Source organism: Argonema galeatum A003/A1 (assembly GCF_023333595.1).
Lineage (GTDB): Bacteria > Cyanobacteriota > Cyanobacteriia > Cyanobacteriales > Aerosakkonemataceae > Argonema > Argonema galeatum.
In genome coordinates this window covers 477,740-497,866 of sequence record NZ_JAIQZM010000001.1, presented here as the reverse complement: position 1 = coordinate 497,866, position 20,127 = coordinate 477,740, and the positions used below count along the sequence as shown (strand labels likewise).

12 protein-coding genes are annotated in these 20,127 nt (G+C 45.3%); 5 read left to right on the top strand and 7 right to left on the bottom strand.

Going from position 1 to position 20,127, the window contains the following annotated elements:
* Positions 1 to 24: 24 nt before the first annotated feature.
* On the top strand, positions 25 to 342 hold the full coding sequence (locus LAY41_RS02345; RefSeq protein WP_275973859.1) for a 30S ribosomal protein PSRP-3: 318 nt from the start codon (positions 25 to 27) through the stop codon (positions 340 to 342).
* On the opposite strand, the gene LAY41_RS02340 is transcribed toward LAY41_RS02345, so the two are convergent.
* Positions 339 to 2,243, bottom strand: a complete 1,905-nt coding sequence (locus LAY41_RS02340) for a serine/threonine-protein kinase (RefSeq protein WP_249093654.1) — start codon at positions 2,241 to 2,243, stop codon at positions 339 to 341. The genes LAY41_RS02345 and LAY41_RS02340 overlap by 4 nt on opposite strands.
* A gap of 72 nt (positions 2,244 to 2,315) precedes the next feature.
* Between LAY41_RS02340 and LAY41_RS02335 the strand changes: the two genes are divergently transcribed.
* Positions 2,316 to 2,915, top strand: coding sequence for a Uma2 family endonuclease (locus LAY41_RS02335; protein WP_249094045.1), 600 nt, complete (start codon positions 2,316 to 2,318; stop codon positions 2,913 to 2,915).
* A 74-nt stretch (positions 2,916 to 2,989) separates the two neighbouring features.
* Here the strand turns inward: LAY41_RS02335 and LAY41_RS02330 are convergent, their stop codons facing one another.
* Positions 2,990 to 3,559 (bottom strand): transposase, encoded by a 570-nt coding sequence (locus LAY41_RS02330; protein ID WP_249093652.1) that lies wholly within the window; start codon positions 3,557 to 3,559, stop codon positions 2,990 to 2,992.
* Between the two features lie 72 nt (positions 3,560 to 3,631).
* On the opposite strand from LAY41_RS02330, the gene LAY41_RS02325 reads away from it, so the two are divergent.
* Positions 3,632 to 3,931, top strand: coding sequence for a hypothetical protein (locus LAY41_RS02325; RefSeq protein ID WP_249093650.1), 300 nt, complete (start codon positions 3,632 to 3,634; stop codon positions 3,929 to 3,931).
* Between the two features lie 187 nt (positions 3,932 to 4,118).
* Here LAY41_RS02325 and LAY41_RS02320 read toward each other — a convergent pair whose 3' ends face one another.
* Positions 4,119 to 6,254, bottom strand: a complete 2,136-nt coding sequence (locus tag LAY41_RS02320; protein WP_249093648.1) for an SPFH domain-containing protein — start codon at positions 6,252 to 6,254, stop codon at positions 4,119 to 4,121.
* Between the two features lie 263 nt (positions 6,255 to 6,517).
* The gene (locus LAY41_RS02315) at positions 6,518 to 7,069 is read right to left on the bottom strand and encodes a siphovirus Gp157 family protein (RefSeq protein ID WP_249093646.1); all 552 of its coding nucleotides are present in this window, start codon (positions 7,067 to 7,069) and stop codon (positions 6,518 to 6,520) included.
* Between the two features lie 299 nt (positions 7,070 to 7,368).
* On the opposite strand from LAY41_RS02315, the gene LAY41_RS02310 reads away from it, so the two are divergent.
* A complete protein-coding gene (locus LAY41_RS02310) occupies positions 7,369 to 8,829 on the top strand; it encodes a hypothetical protein (protein WP_249093644.1) in 1,461 nt (486 codons plus the stop codon).
* 380 nt (positions 8,830 to 9,209) lie between these two features.
* Here LAY41_RS02310 and LAY41_RS02305 read toward each other — a convergent pair whose 3' ends face one another.
* Genes LAY41_RS02305 through hpsE (LAY41_RS02295) form a run of 3 tightly spaced genes read right to left on the bottom strand, consistent with a single transcriptional unit; the run spans position 9,210 to position 12,261 of the window.
* Positions 9,210 to 10,229, bottom strand: a complete 1,020-nt coding sequence (locus LAY41_RS02305) for a glycosyltransferase family 2 protein (RefSeq protein WP_249093642.1) — start codon at positions 10,227 to 10,229, stop codon at positions 9,210 to 9,212.
* Positions 10,230 to 11,216, bottom strand: coding sequence for a hormogonium polysaccharide biosynthesis glycosyltransferase HpsE (hpsE, locus tag LAY41_RS02300; protein WP_249093641.1), 987 nt, complete (start codon positions 11,214 to 11,216; stop codon positions 10,230 to 10,232).
* Positions 11,217 to 11,232: 16 nt separating this feature from the next.
* Positions 11,233 to 12,261: a hormogonium polysaccharide biosynthesis glycosyltransferase HpsE gene (gene hpsE, locus LAY41_RS02295; protein ID WP_249093639.1), complete on the bottom strand. Its 1,029-nt coding sequence runs from the start codon at positions 12,259 to 12,261 to the stop codon at positions 11,233 to 11,235.
* 289 nt (positions 12,262 to 12,550) lie between these two features.
* Here hpsE (LAY41_RS02295) and LAY41_RS02290 point away from each other — a divergent pair, with 289 nt between their 5' ends.
* Positions 12,551 to 20,032 (top strand): non-ribosomal peptide synthetase, encoded by a 7,482-nt coding sequence (locus tag LAY41_RS02290; RefSeq protein WP_249093637.1) that lies wholly within the window; start codon positions 12,551 to 12,553, stop codon positions 20,030 to 20,032.
* Positions 20,033 to 20,127 lie beyond the last annotated feature (95 nt).

The window sequence follows — 20,127 nt, the reverse complement described above, 5'->3', positions numbered from 1 at the left end:
TTGTATAGTCTCAAAAAGTCTGAGTTGAACTCGGAGGTTTCATTGTCGAAGTTCATTTTAAAGGTTCTTTGGCTGGATAAGGATGTAGCCATCGCTGTTGACCAAGTTGTAGGCAAAGGCACCAGTCCTTTGACTAAATACTTTTTCTGGCCTCGGAACGATGCTTGGGAAGAATTAAAAAACGAGATGGAGGCCAAGCACTGGATCTCCGAACACGATCGTGTAGAATTGCTTAATAAAGCAACCGAAGTCATTAACTACTGGCAAGAGGAAGGCAGACGCCGCCCGATGTCTGAAGCGCAAGGTAAATTCCCAGAAGTAGCGTTTACTGGTAGCGCTTAAAGTTTACTTACAAGCCGCCACAACTTGATAGTCTTATCCTTGCTAGCGGTAGCAAGGATTTTTCCATTAGGACTAACAGCAATTGCAGACACTGAATCAAAATGCTCATCAAGGGTAGCAATTTCTTCACCCCTACTTACCCTCCAGATTTTTATTGTCTTATCCCAACTGCCACTAAATAGGGTTTCGCCATCCACACTAAAAGCAACTGCTACGACTGTCCACGAGTGGCCCGAAAGTGTGCGGATTTCTTGCCCAGTTTTCAAGTCCCACAATTTGACGGTTTTATCATCGCTACCCGTGGCAAGGATTTGACCTTGAGGATGGAAAGCGGACGCAAAAACCGGCCATAAGTGACCGCTCAGATTATAGCGCAGGAACCCCACCCCCAGCCCCGACCCGCGACGGGGAGGGGGGAAATTCTGGGTTAGGTTTTGGCAATCCCACACGCGCACTGTGCGGTCAAAACTGGCGCTGGCGAGTAGTACAGGTGTCTCGCCTGTGACATTCGATCGACTAAAAGCAACTGAATTTACTTGTAATTGATGTCCGGTTAATGTGCAAAGAAGTTCTCTTGTTTGAACATCCCATAATTTAATCGTTTTATCCCAGCTACCGCTGGCTAAAATTTGGCCGTCAGGGTGAAACGTCACTGACTTAACAGCGTGGGAATGTCCCAACAAGGTGCAAATTTCCTCACTTGTGCTGACGTTCCACAATTTGATTGTGCGATCGTCGCTTCCCGTTGCTAAAATCGTTCCATCTGGACTAAAGGCAACAGATTTAACAAAATTTGTATGTCCGTAGAGAGTAGAGATTACTTCCCCGGTATTTATATTCCATAATTTGATATTTTTGTCATCGCTGCAACTGGCTAGAATTTCACCATTAGGGCTGATGGCAACGGCATTCACGCTTGCAAATAAACCCGAATTTCCCGTAAGGGTTCGTATGCACCGCCACGGGGGATTTTGGATCTTGGATTTTGGATTTTGGATTTTGGATTGACTACCTAGTGCTTCCATTACTTGATCAGCAGATTGAAAGCGGAGGTTGACGGCATTTTGGATGAGTTTGTCTAGGATGTGAGAGAGGCGATCGCTAACATCACCAATTATATACTGTCGCCAAACCCAACAATCATTTGCCGTATCGAATAAATCAAAAGGAGAAATCCCCGTCAGCAGGTAAATGCAAGTTACCCCCAAGCTATAAAGGTCGCTGGCAAAAACAGCTTTTCCTTTCGCTTGTTCTGGTGCCACATATTCTGCACTGCCGATGCTAGTTTCGGTTTTCAGAGAGTCGATGATTGTTGCCCTTTTGGCAGCACTAAAATTAATCAAAAATAGGCACCGATCGGAATTACGGCGAATTATATTTTCTGGCTTAATATCTCGATGAATAATTTGACGATCGTGGATAAATTTTAGTACTGGCAATAAATCATTTAATAGTTGCCAAATCTGCGCTTCAGTGAAGCTGCTTTCTGAGTCCACCACTTTAGCTAAATTAGTGCCATCAATAAACTCTTGAATCAGATAAATATATTCATTTTCTGTAAAATAATCTAACAGTGCGGGAATTTGGGGATGTTGGCCTAATTCTCCCAGTAATCGTGCTTCTTGTGCTAATTTTGTGGCTTGGGTTAAGTTTTCTGGGGTTTCGTTGTCATTCGATAATTGTTTAATTATACAAGGATAGGTCGGAGATAGACTTTCATCGACGGCGAGGAAAGTTTTGCTAAATCCCTTTTGGGCGATTAATTCGATGAGGCGGTAACGATTTTGAATTAGCAAAGGTTTTGCTGACAAATTTAATTTATTATATATTAACTCAGATTGGGTCCGATCGGCCCCATCTAAGCTTAAAAATCCCCCTCCCGCAAGATTGCCTTTGGTCAAACACATTTACCTTGGCAATAATCCCGATCGGAGATGTTATACTAAGATAGAGCCTTCGCAGATTGTATTATGATGCAGCTTACCGAACAGCAATACTACTCCCCAGAAGAATACCTAGCCCTAGAGGAAGTAGCTGATTATAAAAGCGAATACATTGACGGTAAAATTTTTCATATCCCAGGGGAATCTACCAATCATAATCAAATTGCTGGCAACTTCAGTAGTGAACTGAACTTTGCCTTCAAAAAGCTCGATTACCGAGTGTATATGAGTGATGTGCGGTTGTGGATAGCCAAGCGACGCATCTACACTTATCCTGATGTAATGATAGTGGCAGGAGAACCAGAATATTTTAATAATAGAACTGATACGATTATCAATCCAAAAGTGATTATTGAGGTTTTGTCAGATTCAACTAAGGGGTATGACAAAAGTGGAAAGTTTGCAGCTTACCGCACCTTATCTAATTTGGAGGAATATATCCTGATCGACCAAACAAAAGTTCATGTCGAACAATTTTATAAGACGGGTAAAAAGCGGTGGTTATTTGGCGAATATGATGATGAAGATGAAGCGATCGCACTCAATTCAGTCCAATTTAAAATTTCCCTAGATGATATATATAATAAAGTAAAATTTGCAGAACAAGAAGTTTCAGAGGAATGTTATTAGGGATTTTCAAATAAAAAATATCCATCAGAAACCCGGTTTCTTTGAGAAACCGGGTTTCTAGTCCCACAGAGTTTCTATTCCTCAAACATAAAATGCTTGATAACCTTTTCACTATCCAAATCCGCTTCCACAAATAAACGGTAATCATCTGCTGAGGGTAACTGCGATCGCACTCCTTCTAATTTAGGCAAAGTACCAGGTCGCAAATCAATATATTCTTGATAGCTGGAAAACTCCCAATCTTCTGCTTTTTCAACTATATTAGCAATCACTGGGTTTAAGTGAATATATCGAGTTAAATACAATAAATATTCTTCTCGATCTACATGAATCGCCTGAAAGCGTCCCTGAAAAAGCGAACCTACTCTCTCATAACGCTTATTAATAGATTTAGTGTAAGAAAGAGAAAATGCCTGCATTAAATCGGAAAAGTTATCTGTTTGGAGGTAAACTAATAAATGATAATGATTAGGCATTAAGCAATAAGCAATGATATCTGTGCCATTATTGATGAGATAATTTCTTAATTGACGCAAGAAATAAATGTAGTTTTCTCGCTCAAAAAAGATAAGCTGACGGTTATTGCCTCGGTTATAAACATGATAATAATTACCCGCTTGCAAGATAACTTGGCGACGTGGCATATCAGAAGTTGGGTGAGTGGCTAGAAACCCGGTTTCTTAAAGAAACCGGGTTTCTAATCATTTTAAAGCTTGGTGCTTACGCTTAGAACAAAGAAACCCGGTTTTTTGGAAAAACCGGGTTTCTGGCAGCTTGGTGCTTACGCCTGGCATCAGAAAATGCGATCGCGTCGGACAAAGAAACCCGGTTTCTTCGAGAAACCGGGTTTCTGGCGGCTGAGTGCCTACGCTTGGACAAAAAAACCGGGTTTCTGGCAGCTGAGTGCTTACGCTGAGGCTAAGAAACCCGGTTTTTTGGAAAAACCGGGTTTCTGGCAGCTGAGTGCTTACGCTTGCCATCAGAAAATGCGATCGCGTCGCCCCCTGAACCAATGAATACCGGGAACGAAGTAGAGCGTTAGTAAGCTCCTGTAAGTCGATTGATAGGTAGGAAACCCTGACAAAGTAACCAATGCCCCTTCCAGAAACCCGGTTTTTTGGAAAAACCGGGTTTCTTACCCCCTCCCTAAGCCTCTAGAAACCCGGTTTCTCTAAGAAACCGGGCTTCTTTTTTACTACTAAATTAACGAACAGTTGGCGGTTTGCCTTGACTGTTTTGTTTATTGGGTAAGAACTCAACAGGAATTACGGGAACGTTATCTGATTTGGGCAATGTTGAGTCCCCGTTGGTTTCTGGAGAAATAGGCGGCGTGCCATTATTCGGTTTACCAGCTTTATCCCACAACATCATTGTTAGCAAACCATCCACCAAACCGTTACCGCCGTTGTTACCGCTGACTAAGATGTCGGGGATGAGGCGCACTTTGCGATCGCCTATAATCTGCATCAGCTGCATTGCCGTGTAACCTTGCGAACCCAAAGCTTCCACGCCTGTACGGTAAGTTTCGGCTTTCGCATTACCCGTGGCGCGAATAGCATCAGCTTCCGCGATCGCTTTTAGTCTTGTAGACTCAGCTTCACCTGTCGCTTGTTTAATCTCTGCATTCGCTTTCAGTTCGGCAATGCTGACATTCTGCTCAGATTTAACCATTTCTTGCTGAATCTCAGCTAATGCAGTTGACCGCACAAGTTGCTGGCGTTGCGTTTGCGCCATCTGCTGCACTTCGTAAGTTTTGCGCTGTTCCTCCGCAATCTTACGTTCGGTTTGGGTTTGCATCAACTGTGCTGGCGGCTGAATATCGCCGATCAAAGTATCAATTGCTTGTACATCATAGGCTCGCAGCGCCGTTTTGATATACTCGGATGCTTCAGCTTGACGTTCGCTTCTAGCACTCAGGAAGTCTAGCACGGTGTAAGCTTGGGCTGAATTACGGAAGTAATTACCGATCGTCGGCTCTAAAACATGGTCTACCAAATTTTGCATCGCGCCTACGCGAGAAATCACCTTCGGTGCGTCTAAAGCACCCACGTGGATAATTTGGGCAATTTCCAAATCGAAGGCAAAACCATCTGTAGAACGTACAGTTAGGGATTCCAGTTTGGAGTCGTAATTGTGTCGCTCTGTGCGTCCTGACCAATTGAGTACAATATTGGTCGTCGGCACCAGTTCCACCTTCATGATGCGGGTGTTGACCGGGTGTTTGCCGGGGTAAAGCGGTTCTGTCCACACGCCTTTGTGTCCCGGACGCACCAAATCTCCGTGGGTGAAAGATGCACCGCTGACATCTTCGTGCGCTTTGCCAACATAAGAAATTACCACGCCGACATAGCCGATCGGAATTTCGGTCATCGCTACCTGTTCGACTTGCACGAACCAAGGATTCATGTTCCAAGAACCAGACAGCAGAATTTGCTCTTGCAAACCGCGTCTTCCACCAGCTTCGACGAATTTCTGACCGTTTTGGAAGTTATCGTGTCCGGGAACAACGGCACCTGCTATTTCGCCTTCCGAGATCGGAATGCCGTCTAAGGTGGTGACAATGCCTACTCTGTCAGGTGTGACTGTGTGGACGCGCAACTGTTCGACAGTCATGCCCTGTTGAGTTGCAGTTGCTGCTGTAATCACTTTGAATAAGGCGGTGTTGATGCGGTATGTACCTGCGGTGAGAAAGCCTAGCTGACGACCTTTTTCTCCACCGGCGGTGAGGAATTTGCGGGCATCCTGAAAGTTGTCGCAGGTTACAACTTTAGCCAACATATGTTGCGGTCGGATAGAGGCCCCATCTGCCGCTACAAGTAAGGCGATTTCGCCTTGGGGGACGACGGTGACGGATTCTTTGCGAACTGAGTATTGCCAAGGCCAGTAGCCCCAATGCCAACCGGGTGCAAGGCTATCGGCTTGATATCCAGCTTCGCCATTTAAGGCAATTAGTCGTCCTGCTGGGAGTCCGCGACCGACGAGGGTAAATTTCTTAACAACAATGCCGACTTCGCGTTCGCTGATCACGACCAGTCCGCCAAAGAATATGGGGATACAGATGATGATACCGCTCACCACAATGATGGCGATTAGGGGCCCGATGCCCGATCGCTGGATTTGATACTGAGTGCTATTGGTTTGCAGCTGGGCGACCTGTTGTGCAACTATTTCTTCTGGAGGTGTCTGGGTAGCGTTGAGGCTTATCGGTACTGGGTTTTGGGCTTGGGAAGTTTCGATCGCAGCAGCACTGGCAGAGTGGATACCGCTGGAAATAGCGATCGAAGCCGCCACCGATGCTGCCAATCCCAAGAGTCTACGAGGTTTTGTGAAATTTATCATTAAAAAAATCATCCCTCACCGGGAGTATGTATCCCCACAATAACTATTCCCCAAGACTTCTCCTGAATTCTTAAGCTTCCTGTAATGGGGACAGGGAAATTGCAAATTTTAGATTTTAGATTGAATTTCTCATTCCCAGGTTCAACCTGGGAATGAGAATACTGAGAAGTCTAATAGTCATCTCCTTTCAAAGAATGTAGAGACGTTGCATGCAACGTCTCTACAAGGGTTACAGGTAACGCACCTTTAATTTCTGGAGAAATCTATTTAATGCGGAGATGGGAACCGCGATCGCCCAAATGTGCAAAATCTAAGTCCTCTCCCGCCTCCAGCGCGGCTCTAATCGCCGTTTTATCGACCTCTACGCTAATTTTCTGAAACTTTTCTGGCAATTGGGTCGGTGAGAGCGACTCATCCAGAATTAATGGCGCTTTTCCGCCGTTTTTTGCCAAAGATAATTTGTAGCGAGTCGTCTCAACTGTTTTCAGCTTGTTGACGCTAAAAAACCATTCTAGTCGTTCTTTGAGCATTTGGGCGCGTTTTTCATCAGCAGCGGCTAGTTCGGCTAACCTTTTCGCTTCTGCTTTGCGAACTGTGGCTTTAGCCTGCAATTCAGAGATTAAGGCGGCGTAGTTGTCGAGTTTGCGATCGCGTTCCTCTCCCAATTGCTCCAGCCAATTCGTCAGCAGCTGTTTGCTCTCGGTATCGTCGCCATCTAATTCATCCAGCAGAACATTCAACTGGCTTATCTCGTCAGAAAGGTTGAACAGAGTTCGCGGTTGTGCCGATCCATTCTGCGATGCGATGCTTTCCATTAATTCTGCTCCTCAGATAACAATAAGTTTAAAATGCCCACAATCATTAATTTTGAAGTATAATATATATATGATACTTCATTACCCCTTGGCTAAAACCTTTACCATTACCGACAAGTTTCTTGGCAGTTTTTTTACCCCAGATAAACGCAGATAAGTATCAAATTGAGCGACGTTTATCCAGGTAGTCTCAGGTCACCTCTATCCTTTGGCAAATCTAAGTATGTCGGCGCAAATAAATCATTCTTGGTACGTAGTTGCGCTTTAGCGCTAAATCTTAACTTAGGAAAAATCCAAACATGGCACGGAAAAACTCCCAATTAGCACAACCAGAGTCTAGTACTTACACCAGCTTGAATATAGTAAAATTAAACGACAAATTTTCCCTGTTGGAGCTAGTCAAGCTGTTGTCAGAAAACAGCGGTAACATCATTATTAATCTCAAGCACTTGCAGGAGGACTATCAAAGGAAAGGACTGAAGAGAATTAACGGCTACAGAGACGAAAAAGGCAACCTCATCGAGCCTTTGCTGAAAAGTAATTTTTTGAATGGCAGCGAATATGTTCGCATTGTTTCCTTTAAACTCAATCGAAATACAGCTACCATCAATCTGCTGATTAACCGACCTATCAAGCTGGTAAACTTTGAGCAACAAACGTCGATAGACGAAGTAGCAGGTTTGCTATTTACCAATCTTGAAAGTTTCAATAGCTTCACGATTGTCAGCGACGGTGAAGTAAATGTTAAGTCGCTACCAGTCAAGATTAGCAGCAAGAAAGTATTTGATTTGCTGAAGTCAAAAGCTGTACTAGAAAAGGATGGTAAACCAGCCGAAAACTATGACTTCCGAGATGAATACACTATCCGCTTAGACAATTTGCCGATAGTGCCATTGACTGAAAATTATGGCAGTATTGATGGCGTGTTCGAGGAGTTAGCTGAAATTAAAATCCTCTCTAGTATTCTATCGGCTCACTTGAAGAAAGAGTCGGATATTTACACTCAAGAACAACTGGAGGAATTGAAAAAGCACTATCTTTCCAAGAGTCTTTACATCAACTTTCCGACGACGACAGACTATAGCGATTTACAGTCAGCACTTGCTAACGGCACAGTCGATTCTCGCGTCAGCTACAAAGTTGATATTGGCAGCAAAGATATCCTCAACTTCGGCAAACTTTACTCTGCCAATAAATTCCTCAACCGGATGTATGAGGTATATAACAAAGACACCGGCGAAAAGTTGGAGAAACCGACATTCGACATCAGCTTAGATGAGGATGTTGTCTTCGGACACAAAACCGTGTCATCGCGAACCAAGATAACCAAGGTTGATGACTTGATGAAGCGGATTTTTGATAACTTTCTGGGGATTGAAGATAATGGCACCATTGCAGCTATCTTATCAAAAGTAGGTGCAGATAGTTTGATGCGGTTGTTGCAGGGTAAATGGAAAGGAGAAAATGTGAGTCGAGAAGATTTTGTTGCTGCTTTGAAGGCAGCAAATGAGAAACTTGAGGACTATGCAGAAAAAGTGTATCGACAAAAGATTAGTCCGCTGGTTTTCTACATTGGTTCGACGGGACAGTTACCCGATGAAATGGATAGCGTAGCGCAAACTGCTGACGCAATTGCTGCCAAGTACGGTGACTTGCAATTCTCGAAAGATGAGCAAGCGGGAGTGTTTTTTGAGGTAGGCGATACCATCATTAGCGTGTATGCTAAGAATGAGTATTACACGGTAAAAACATCAGCTTAATCTTCCTTTGAGTCGCCACCTATGATGCCAAAATCACAGCAAGTTATCCGTCTAGCGTTAATCTTATAGCAGTTTCCGCTGTTATGAGGTACAGAAATAAGGGCGTAGCATTCCGGCAAATAACTTATTGGTTATATGCAGAGGTTAATTACCGGAATGCTAATGCCTCCGGCACGCTGAGCGCATCCGCGCCGCTACTCGAACGCGAACGCCCCTACGCCCCTACTTAAAATGTACTCTATTACAGCGGTAACCCCTGTATCTATCCTTGCTTTAGTCGCATTGGTGGCGCTCAATGTAATTTTGTTCATTGCCGCGAAAAAATACTATTTGGTTCTCAATAAAACTACCTTAGAGCAAGAGATACATAGCTTTTGCTTTTAAGATTTAGAACCAACTGTATTGACAGTTTCGCCTTTTTGGTTCTGGGATTTGTTTGACAGCTTGGAGAACAACAACTTATTCAATTGCTGTTCTACTGGCTTCAAAATATTTTCATTCATCCAGGAAGCACGCTTTATTGGGAAAACGCGCCGAATTGACTCTCTAATAACTCGTTGGCGATGGCGATTTAGCCACTTGTAATGACCTTTGAGGCCAGGGTCATCTTCTGGCAAGTTCCATTTCTCGCGGAAGCGATTCAGACTTTGCAAATTCCAAGCGTCACTCCAACGAAGTAAAAAGAAAGGTAAATCTGACCAGGCGAATGGGGGTGGTGGTACGTAACTGATAATCGAATTTGGCTCAAAGTAAACAGTTTTGCCTCTCTCTCGTACTTCCAGACACAAATCCCATTCTTCGCCAGTACTCATGAGCTTTTCATCGAACTGACCTATCTGTTCAAATACTTCGCTACGCACTAAGAAACAATGAAATTCTATCAGTTCAGTCTCCTCCCGTCGCAATTCGGAGCGTACTTTATCGACTGGTTTTCCTAAAAAACGATGTTTTTCAATGAATCGTCGTTTACCTTTATCTTCTCGGATGTGAAGAAGTCCCCCCGCGTGGTGGATAATTTCGTTTTCAAGTTTTCCGTGGTAATAAAGTGGCCCAACTACCCATGCTCCTGTCTCTTCTGCACACTGTAAAAGTCGATCTAACCAACCTGGTGTGAAAACCACATCGTTATCGACAAATACTGCATATTTGGTATGAATTTCTGGTAAAGCCAAGTTACGCGCCTGATTTGGAGCCAGGAAATGTTCGGTGCGGATTAAGCGAAATCCTTTTTCTTTAGCTTGGTTTTCAAGATAGCGCTTTGTTCGATTAGGTGAGTTGCCATCTACATAGATTAATTTAAAGGGAGTAGTTGTATTCTCGTAAAGGCTTTCCAGAGAGCGCTCGGTATAACTGAAACGCTCTCTTGGTACTATAACTAACGTGGCTTCCGGTTCTATCATTTATACAAATCCAGTTTGGTTTTTTCCAGTATATCTGACAAACTGCGAAACTAGGGAAGTTTTAATAAAATAAAAAGGACTTGCGAAACTACTCAAGTGAAATTCCATCTCGCAAGCGGCGATGAGATCTGTTTTGACTTTCCATCGATATTTGAGTAGGTGCAATATAGCTCGACGCAGACTCCCCAGCATAATCCTAGCTATAATAATTGGTTTCTGCCATGTTTTAGCATTGATCATCCGCAGATGGCAAATGCACAAACTAGAACCGCGAATTAGAGAAATTAAGTAATCTTTCTCTAATCGCCAGTGCGGTATTTGATGATAAGTTTGCATAGTTGGGTGATACCAAATTTCCCATCCTGCTTTGTGCATATACAGCAATGGCTCATAGTCATCCCCCTGGATCATCGATCCATTTGCTTTACCCCCCAGAGTAGGACGACTGGGAACATTTTCGCACCAGGCTTGTTTGCGGACTACCACTGCTGCTGCGGGGGGTAAATTTAAATGATCGGGATCGTAAAGATGCGGTTTTTTACCTCCTTCTCTAATTGCTAAAAATGATTGTATTCTTTTGAAGTTTTCTGGCGGTTCGACTTCAAAATCACCATGAATTTGACCGCCATAAGCTCCCGCGTTGGGATGTTCTTTGCCAAATAAATAAGCTGCCGCTACCCAGTTAGTATCGGGTAAATTGTCATCATCAAGGAAACCAATTAATTCACCGTTTGCTTCCCGAATTGCTCGCAGTCTAGCAAAGGCTGCTCCTTGTTCTCTTTCCAAACAATATCTTAAAGGATATGGCTCTGGCCAATTTGCTTGATATTGTCGCACAATTTCTGCTGTGTTGTCTTTGCTATTATTATCAACAATAATAATTTCCCAAACCAAATCTTCGGTATTAACCTGAGTCCGCAGTTGCTCTAAAAGTTTGGGTAAGCGACTGGCTCCATTGTAAGTTGGGATGGCTACGGTAAAGTGCATTGACTTCAATTTTTGGTTATCTTGATTTGCCTGATACTGGCTGCTCTTTCATCTGTAAGTCAGCTAGCTTTTTTTTGGTTATTTTCGATGCGATTTTAAAGTCTAAATATTGCTTTTGCCAAAGGAAGAAGGGACTAATTACACTGCACCGCAATAGCTCTAATTCGCAAGCTGCGATCGCATCTTTTTTCGCAACACCTCCATATTTAATCCAGTGCATTATCAGGCGACGCATATCGTTGGCAAAATAAACAGGAATTAGCAGCGGTTTTTGCCAATTTTTTAGTCTCATCATTCGCAACTGATGGCGACTTAAACCAATACAACGAGCCAGAGATATCAGGTAATTTTTTTCCAATCTCCAGCGCGGAATATCGTGGTAAATTTGCATATCTGGGTTGTACCAAATTTCCCAACCCGCTTTCTGAATATGCAACAAAGCTTCCAAATCTTCGCTGGCTAACCCTGCTTCTTTACCCTTATTATTCAATACCAAACGCTTGGGAACGCTCAAGCGCCAAACTTGTCTGCGAACTACCAAACCGGCTCCAGGCGGTAGCATCTTTTGACGCGGTTCGTAGCGATGTGCCGTTTGGCCTCGCTGGATTATTGCTAAAAAACTAGCAATTCTGTTAAAATTATGGGGTGGTTCCACTTCAAATAAGCCGTGTATTTGGCTGCCATAAGCTCCCGCCTGTGGATGCGCTTGTGCAAACTCGTAAGCAGCTGCTACCCAGTCAGGCTCCGGTAAATTGTCATCATCCAAAAAGCCAATCAATTTGCCTCTGGCTTCTTCTACGGCTCTATTCCTGGCAAATGCAGCTCCGGGCTCGGCTTCAAATACGTATTTTAACGGATAGGCTTGCGGCCAATTTGCTTGATACTCTCGAACAACTTTTGCAGTATGATCTTCACTGTTGTTATCAACAACGATGATTTCCCAGGCGAAATGTTCTGTATCGAGCTGATGGAGCAGTCGCTCCAGAACTTTAGGTAAGCGGGTGGCTCCATTATAGGTGGGAATAGCTACAGTAAAATCTATCATAACTTATAAGCCTTTGATTCCAAATTATACCAAATCCGCAACGATTACCCACATTATGTCTCTAGGCTGTAGAGACGTTTCATGAAACGTCTCTACAATGTTTAGGCCAAAAATTCTCATGGGGTAACCAACCCGGATTTGGTATGAGAAAGTGATATTTTCAATCCTTTGTTGTGAGCGTCAGCTCATGGGTAGTCTTGTAGCAGAGGAAAGTAGAATCTTCCAGATGTAGTTTTCAGATCAAATATGGGAACAATAATCTAAGGTTCCTCATCGAAGGAAGAATAAAATGCTCGGTAATTTCCAGGATAAGTGCATCCACCAGCTATTTGAGTTCCAAGTAGAGCGATCGCCTGACGCGATCGCAGTAATTTTTGAAGGAAAGCAGCTAACTTATCAACAGTTAAATTCCCAAGCTAACCAGCTGGCGCACCATCTGAGAAGTCTGGGTGTAGGGCCAGAGGTATTGGTCGCCGCCTGTGTGGAACGCTCTTTAGAGAGTGTCGTAGGTTTGTTGGGCATTCTCAAAGCAGGGGGAGCTTATGTACCACTAGATCCGAATTATCCCCAAAACAGACTGGCATTTATGTTGGAACATTCCCAAACGCCAGTCTTGCTTACACAACAGCATTTAGTCGAGTCTCTACCCGAACACCAAGCGCGTGTTATCTGTTTAGATGGGAATTCAGAAATAGTCGATCGCTTCACCAACGAAAACCCAGACAGCGAGGTGACATCGGATAACTTAGCTTATGTGATTTATACCTCCGGCTCTACTGGTCAACCCAAGGGAGTCGCGATCGCGCATAGCGGTGCAGTCAACACGCTCCTCGATATTAACCAACGCTTTGAAGTGGGAAGTGGCGATCGCGTCTTAGCTGTCTCTTCCCTGAGCTTTGACCTGTCAGTATATGATATTTTCGGTCTGCTGGCTGCTGGAGGGACTGTCGTTATCCCCAAAGCTTCCGCAACGCCAGATCCTGCTGACTGGCTCGATGTGATGACGCAAGCACGAGTTACCCTCTGGGACTCAGCACCGCCATTGATGCAGATGCTTGTGGATTATGCTGCTGGTTGTGGCAAAACTCTGCCATCATCTCTGCGATTAGTCCTTCTCAGCGGGGATTGGATACCCCTGACTTTGCCAGATCGAATCAAAGATTTGGTTTCTAGGTCGGCATCCGAAAGTTTAGACTTAGATCTTGCACCTCAATTGAGTAGGACGGGCAAGATGCCCATCCCACAAGAAAAATCAGCCTCTTGTGGGGTGGGCGTCTCGCCCGCCCAGTACCTTGGTGCAAGATCTGAGCTAGACCAACCTTCAACCCCGGCGGTGATCAGCTTAGGAGGTGCAACCGAAGCTTCCATCTGGTCTATTTTATATCCGATCGCCAAAGTTGACCCAGGCTGGAAAAGCATCCCTTACGGTCGCGCCATGACCAACCAGCATTTCTACATACTGAACGAAGCAATGGAGGAATGCCAGGAAGGAGAGGCAGGACAACTCTATATTGGGGGTATCGGTTTAGCTAGATGCTATTGGCGAGATCCGGAAAAAACCAGCCAGCGCTTCATCACTCATCCTCATACAGGCGATCGCCTTTATTGTACGGGAGATCTAGGTCGCTATCTGCCCGATGGCAACATCGAATTTATCGGTCGGATCGACAACCAGGTAAAAATTCGTGGTTTCCGCATTGAACTGGGGGACATTGAATCAGCACTTAGGCAACATTCTGATGTAGGAGATGCTGTTGTCATAGTCCGAGAGGATGCACCAAGTAACAAGCGCTTGGTGGCTTATGTGGTTGAAAAGCCAAAAAACTCCTCATCGTCCGAGCCAGAGTTAGATAACTATACCGAACTCCTCTCGCAATGGCAAACACTCTACGAAAATACCTACAGCCAGACTCCTACCCATCAAAATCAAACCTTTAATATTATCGGCTGGAACAGTAGTTACACAGGCCAGCCTATCCCAGAAAACGAGATGCGCTCTTGGGTAGAGCATACTGTCGATCGCATTCTCCAATTGCAACCCCAATCCGTTCTAGAAATCGGTTGCGGAACAGGTTTGCTACTGTCTCGAATTGCTCCTCACTGCACTCAATACCGGGCTGCGGACTTCTCTCCACAAGCACTACGCTATATCGAACAGATGAAGATGTCGGTGCAGGGATTAGAGAATGTCACACTTCTCGAAAGGACGGCAGACAACTTTGAAGGCATAGAAGCAGACAGCCTCGATACAGTCATCATCAACTCGGTAATTCAGCATTTCCCCAGCATTGACTATTTGTTGAAAGTTCTAGAAGGGGCAGTGAATGCAGTACGCAGTGGCGGCAACATTTTCTTGGGCGATTTGCGGAGTCTGCCGCTACTGGAAGCTTATCATGCCTCCGTGCAATTACATCGGGCATCCGCAGAACTGGAACGAACGCAATTACTTTCCACCGTGCGATCGCTAATGGCGCAAGAAGAAGAATTGGTCATCGACCCAGCTTTCTTCACCGCTTTGAAGCAACATCTACCACAAATCGGTCATGTTGAAATTCTGCCCAAGCGTGGCGTTCACCACAATGAATTAACTCGATTTCGCTACGATGTAATTCTGCATATAGGAGAACGAGTTCCTGTCACCAAAGATATCAAATGGTTAGACTGGCAACCCAATTGGACAATGGCATCCATCCGCCAATTGCTGCAAACGACCTCCCCAGAAATACTCGGCTTGCGACAAGTCCCCAACGCCCGTCTAGAAACAGAAATCAAAACTCTCCAATGGCTGAACACTAACTCAGGGCTAGAAACTGTAGGAGAATGGCGTAACAGCTTACAAAAAACATCCCCACTGGGAATAGATCCCGAAGAACTTTGGTTATTAGGTCAAGAATTCCATTACCAAATCCATATTAGCTGGTTAGAAGCCAGTGCTTCTGGCAGTTATGACGTGGTTTTTCGACACAATTTCCCAACAAAAGTAGCGGAAACTAAAGAGATAATAGTTACCGAAGAAAACACTATCCCCGCCCAACCTTGGAGCCACTACGCCAATCAACCACTAAAGAGGAATGTTGCCCAAAAGTTGATACCGCATCTCCGCAGTTTTCTGCATGAAAAACTGCCAGATTATATGATGCCCGATCGCTTTGTCCTGTTGGAGGCACTCCCGCTGACCCCCAATGGCAAAGTCGATCGCCGTTCTCTACCTGCACCAGACACTTCCAGACCCGATTTGGAAGAAAATTATGTCGCACCTCGCACCCCGATCGAAGAAATCTTAGCAGGAATTTGGGCTGAAGTGCTGGGAATAGAACGAGTTGGCATTTACGACAATTTTTTGGAATTGGGCGGACATTCCTTACTGGCGATCCAGATCGACAGTCGATTACGCAACACATTAAAAGTAGAATTGCCTGTGGGTAGCTTGTTTGGTTCTCCCACCATAGCCTCACTAGCGCAACGCATTTTAGAAAGCGATTCGGAAAAGGGAAACTTGCAAGTTACCTCGATTCCAGCAAGTTCTAGAAACCAAAACTTGCCACTTTCATGGAACCAGCAACAATTGTGGTTCCTCGCACAATTAGCACCCGATAGCCCTGTTTATAATGAACCCTGCACGATTCGTTTTCCTGGTGCTATTGATGTTCATGCCCTTGCAAAAGCTCTAAACGAAATTATCAAGCGTCACGAAAGTTTGAGAACGCGCTTTATTACAGTAAATGGACAGCCAATTCAAGTTATCGATCCACCTGCCGATACTTTTAATTTAGAGTTTGTGGATTTGAGGCAATTGCCTGTAGACCAACGGGAAGCCGAAGCTTTGCAGTTAGCTAGTACAGAGGCGAAGGAACCTTTCGACTTAACTTCTGGCCCAATAATGCGAGCTACTTCGATCCAGCTATCGGATGAAGATTGCAGGTTATTCCTAACCTTCCACCACATCGTCATAGACGGTATTTCTATATACAATGTTTTCCTGCCAGAACTAGCAGCACTCTACGAAGCGTTCTGTAATGAAAAAACTCTAGTATTACCAGAATTACCCTTACAATATGCCGACTTTGCAGTTTGGCAGCAGCAGAAGTTTAGAGGAGAAATTCTGGAAAGTCAGTTAGGTTACTGGCAGCAACAGCTAGCTGATTTGCCTGTACTACAACTGCCATTAGATCGCCCCCGACCCCCTGTTCAAACCTTCCGGGGTGCAAGGCAACGTTTAGTCGTATCTAAAAACTTGACAGAAGCACTCAAAGCTCTTTCCCAGCAGGAAGGGGTGACCCTCTACATGACCCTGCTGGCAGCGTTCAAGATCTTGCTATATCGTTACTCCGGACAAGAAGATATTGTGGTGGGAACGTTCACTGCGGGTCGGAACAGACCAGAGATAGAAAAGGTAATTGGGTTTTTTATTAATACTCTGGTGCTGCGTACCGAATTGTCAGGGAACCCTAGTTTCCAAGTAGCTCTCTCTAGGGTGCGGGAAGTAACTTTAGGAGCTTATGCTCATGAAGATGTGCCTTTTGAAAAGCTATTAGAAACACTTCAACCAGAACGAAACCTCAGCCAAAACCCCCTGTTCCAAGTGGCGTTTGCTCCTCAACCTCCAATGCCATCTTTGCATGAGGGTTGGAATGTGAGTTATCTGGATATCCAGACCGATACGGCGAAGTTCGATCTGATTTTGGATGTAGAGGAAAGACCGGATAGCATCATTGGTCGTATTGAGTACAATACGGATTTGTTTGATTCCGCAACCATCACCAGGATGTTGGGGCATTTTCAGACTTTACTAGAAGGCATTGTTGCCAACCCAGATCAGAAAATCTCGCAGTTACCCCTCTTGACTGAGTATGAGCGGCAGCAGTTGGCGGCGTGGAATCATACCCAGACCGATTATCCCAAAGATGCGTGCATACACCAGTTATTTGAAGAGCAGGTAGAGCGATCGCCCGACGCGATCGCATTAGTCTTTGAAGATAAGCAACTTACCTATAAAGAACTGAACCAACGAGCTAATCAGCTAGCGCATCATCTCCGCAATTTGGGTGTCACCGCTGAAGTAATGGTAGGCATCTGCGTCGAACGTTCCTTGGAGATGGTGGTAGGAATTTTGGGCATTCTCAAAGCTGGTGGAGCTTATGTACCGCTAGACCCAGCTTATCCCCCAGAACGCATTGCCTTCATGTTAGAAGATGCCCAAGTGCCAGTGCTGCTGACTCAGGCGCGGTTGGTGGAATCTCTTCCTAAACATCAAGGACGTACCGTTTGTCTGGACACAGATTGGGAAGTCATTGAGCGACAGAGCGAGGAAAACCCTGGAGGTAGCTTAACATCTGACAAATTGGCCTATGTAATCTACACTTCGGGGTCTACAGGCAGACCAAAAGGCGTACTGGTGGGGCACCGAGGACTATGCAATCTCGCTAAAGCACAGATTCAGATATTCGACGTAGATCTCTCCAGCCGTGTCCTCCAGTTTGCTTCCTTGAGCTTTGATGTTGCAACTTCCGATTGGGTGATTGCCTTGTGTTCGGGAGCAACTCTCTATATCGCAACCAATGATGCTCTTTTGGCAGGCTCTGGTTTGATTGAAGTGTTGCGCGATCAAGCTATTACCCACATTGAATTACCAGCAGCAGTCTTGAGAGTTCTTCCCTTTGAAGAGCTTCCTACCTTGCGGACAATTATTGTTGGGGGAGAAGCTGTTTCCGCCGAACTTGTAGCTAAATGGGCACCGGGTCGTCGGTTCTTTAACGCTTATGGGCCGACGGAATCCACGGTCTGTGCCACAGTCGCTGAAGTCAGTTATTGCGAGGAGAAACTGCCCATCGGTCGGCCTATTGCCAACACACAGGTCTATCTTCTCAATACTCAACTGCAACCTGTTCCGATCGGCGTACCCGGAGAACTCTACATTGGCGGTGATGGTTTAGCACGGGGATACCTCAACCGACCTGAGCTAACTGCCGATCGCTTTATTCTCAACCCCTTTAGCAATGAACCGGGTTCTCGCCTCTATAAAACTGGCGATTTAGCTCGCTACCTACCCGATGGCAATATCGAATTTCTAGGTCGCATCGATCACCAAGTGAAAATTCGCGGCTTCCGCATCGAACTGGGCGAGATCGAGGCGACGTTGGCTCAACACCCGGATGTGCGAGAGTCTGTAGTTATAAACCGGGAAGATGCGTCCGGCAACCAGCGCCTAGTAGCTTATATTGTTTCTAACCTCAGACCGGAACGTACCCCTTTCAAGAGCGAATGTCTGGCAGAATTTGACGGGAATCCGGCGGTGAAACTTCGCACAGAAGACATCTCATTAGGTGGCGTCGGCTTATTGGGTATACCAGATACTTGTAGGCCCGGTCAATCCGTCCGCCTGCGCCTGCATCTGCCCGGATTCGATGAGGAGCTATGGGTGGAGGGAACTGTCGCTTGGTGTCGGAGAAACCAAGCTGGGATTGAGTTGGCGCTGGGTGCGATCGAACAAGATCTTTTTCAACAGAGCATAGCGTATCTTCTGGAAACTCAGGGTTTCTGGAAAGTTTTGCAACGCACGGCGATCGGGAGTTTACGCCATGTTCTCAAGCAGAAGCTGCCCAACTATATGATGCCCTCCAGCTTTGTGTTTTTGAATGCCTTGCCGCTAACACCCAACGGCAAAATAGACCGCAAGGCGCTACCAGACCCTGATACTTTTAATCGACAGTTGGATAATGGCGCACCCCAGACTGAGAGCGAAGATGCGATCGCTACCGTTTGGAAAGAAGTATTACACCCAGAAAAAGTTGGTGTCGATGATAATTTATTGGACATCGAACTGAACGAGATCGAGGCGATATTGAGCCAACACCCGGATGTGCGAGAGTCCTTAGTTATGAAGCGAGAAGATGCGTCCGGCAATCAGCGCCTAGTAGCCTATATCGTTTCCAACCTCACACCAGAACGTACTCCCTTCAAGAGCGAGTGTCTGGCAGAATTTGACGGTCACGCGGCGGTGAAACTTCGCACAGAAGACATCTCATTAGGTGGCCTCGGCTTAGTGGATGTGCCAGATACTTGTCAGCCCGGTCAATCTGTCCGCCTGCGCTTGCATATGGCCGGATTCGGTGAGGAGCGCTGGTTTGAGGGAAGTGTCGCTTGGTGTCAGGGAAACCAAGCAGGGATTGAGTTGGCTTTGGGTGCGATCGAACAAGCTCTTTTTCAACAGAGCATAGCCCATCTTCTGGAAACTCAGGGTTTCTGGAAAGTTTTGCAACGCACAGGGGTCGGGAGTTTACGCAATTTTCTCAAGCAGAAGCTGCCCAACTATATGATGCCCTCCAGCTTTGTGTTCTTGAATGCCTTGCCGCTGATACCTAATGGCAAAGTAGACCCTCTGGCGCTACCAGTTCCAGATGCTCTTAACATAGAATTAGAAACGAGTTACGTTGCACCGCAGACTGATATGGAGCAAGCGATCGCTACCGTTTGGCAACAGGTATTACACCTAGAGAAAGTCGGTGTCGATGATAATTTCTTCGATTTAGGCGGTCATTCATTACTGATGGCTCAGGCTCATAGTAAACTGCGAGAAGCGATCGACAGAGATGTTTCAATGATTGAGATGTTTAAATATCCAACCATTAGCTCTTTGGCTAAATATTTAAGTCAGGAGCAGGACGAAGAATCCTCTTTTGATGCTAGTCGCGATCGCATCCAGAAGCAAAAAGAAGCAATCAATCGACAAAAGCAAAAACAACGCTTGCAAGGAAAGAATAAAAATGGATAACTCTGAAACTACCGCCTCTATGAGGTACGTTGTTGCGCTTCAGCGCTCTTTGATGGTCAGGCCCCAACAACATACCGCTTCAAACTCTGCGCTTG

Bases quoted from the DNA above. Each gene is read 5' to 3' on its own strand.
- LAY41_RS02335 (WP_249094045.1), top strand. From the start codon at position 2,316: ATGCAGCTTACCGAACAGCAATACTACTCCCCAGAAGAATACCTAGCC.
- LAY41_RS02330 (WP_249093652.1), bottom strand. From the start codon at position 3,559: ATGCCACGTCGCCAAGTTATCTTGCAAGCGGGTAATTATTATCATGTT.
- LAY41_RS02320 (WP_249093648.1), bottom strand. From the start codon at position 6,254: ATGATAAATTTCACAAAACCTCGTAGACTCTTGGGATTGGCAGCATCG.
- LAY41_RS02315 (WP_249093646.1), bottom strand. From the start codon at position 7,069: ATGGAAAGCATCGCATCGCAGAATGGATCGGCACAACCGCGAACTCTG.
- LAY41_RS02310 (WP_249093644.1), top strand. From the start codon at position 7,369: ATGGCACGGAAAAACTCCCAATTAGCACAACCAGAGTCTAGTACTTAC.
- LAY41_RS02305 (WP_249093642.1), bottom strand. From the start codon at position 10,229: ATGATAGAACCGGAAGCCACGTTAGTTATAGTACCAAGAGAGCGTTTC.
- hpsE (WP_249093641.1), bottom strand. From the start codon at position 11,216: ATGCACTTTACCGTAGCCATCCCAACTTACAATGGAGCCAGTCGCTTA.
- hpsE (WP_249093639.1), bottom strand. From the start codon at position 12,261: ATGATAGATTTTACTGTAGCTATTCCCACCTATAATGGAGCCACCCGC.
- LAY41_RS02290 (WP_249093637.1), top strand. From the start codon at position 12,551: ATGCTCGGTAATTTCCAGGATAAGTGCATCCACCAGCTATTTGAGTTC.